We start from the raw sequence: 1,156 nt of genomic DNA, 5'->3' as shown, positions 1-1,156 counted from the left end.
TTCGCCCCCATTTGTTGCGGTGGTCGATTTCCGAGAAACGGGAAATCGCCAGCGCGGGTTTCGGGGTATGGGGCATTGCCCCATCGGCAGGCCACCGGCCGCCGTACCCGCGAAGCGGGCGAACGACCTTTGCGCAGCAAAGGTGTAGTGAGTACACTTTCAAGGCTCCACGTTGCCCTAGGTTAGCACCAATCATGTCGTATGCCATTCTTCGCACTGCCAAACTCAAGACCATGGGCAACATCGGGGCCAGCCTCTCGCACACCTACCGCACGCGAGACACCAAGAACGCCGACCCCAACCGAGCCAACAAGAACCGCTTCCAGCACAAGACGGCCGACGACGTGCTCGCCGGCATCAATGCACGGCTGCCGGCGAAGCGCCGAAAGGACGCGGTGCTGGCCATCGAGTACCTGGTGGCCAGCAGCCCCGACCACTTCACGACCGAGGCCCAACACATGGCGTACCTGAAGGACGCCTGGGAGTGGCTCAAGGACCGCCACGGCTCGGAAAACGTGGTCTCGGCCGCGATCCACATGGACGAGAAGACGCCGCACCTGGTCGCCTACGTCGTGCCGATCGACGGCGCGGGCAAGCTCAACGCGAAAGCGTTCCTGGGCGGGCGCCAGGTGCTGTCGCAGATGCAGACCGACTTCGCCAAGCAGGTCGGCCAGAAACACGGCCTGGAGCGCGGCATCGAGCGCAGCACGGCCACCCACACCAGCGTGAAGGAGTGGTACGGCCTGCTCAACCAGTCCATGAAGCCGGTCGAGGTTCCGCCGGCGGCGGTGGTGCCAAAGGTCAAGAAGAAACGCGCCATGCTGGCCGACATCGTGGAGACGCCGGAAGAGGTCGCGGCCAGGCTAAACCGCACCATCGCACGCATCACCGAGCCGGTCATGGCCAGCGCGAAGCTGGCCAGGCAAGAGCGCAAGACGGCCACCGAGCTGCGCGACCAGGTCGCGGACATGCAGCACCACTTGCAAGCGGCAAAGGACCCGGCACGCCCAGTCGAGGCGGAATCCAAGCCGCTGCGCGAGGTCTACGAGGCGCTGACGCCGGCCGAGCAGAAGAACATGGTCCAGCAGGCCAAGCGCAACCTCAAGATCCGGGAGCGCTGCGAGAAGATCCTCTCCCACGCATATGACCGCGTGAC

General features: G+C 64.8%; 1 protein-coding gene. It reads left to right on the top strand.

Features of this window, described 5'->3' with window-relative positions; all coding sequences use genetic code 11:
• Window positions 1–194: 194 nt before the first annotated feature.
• Window positions 195–1,156, top strand: a 962-nt coding sequence (mobV, locus tag ACWF41_RS21385) for a MobV family relaxase (RefSeq protein ID WP_452183225.1), incomplete at its 3' end; no start/stop codon positions are given.

Source organism: Isoptericola sp. NPDC055063, assembly GCF_053608125.1.
The sequence above is the reverse complement of the archived record's forward strand: the minus strand, read 5'-3'. Positions and strand labels throughout refer to the sequence as shown.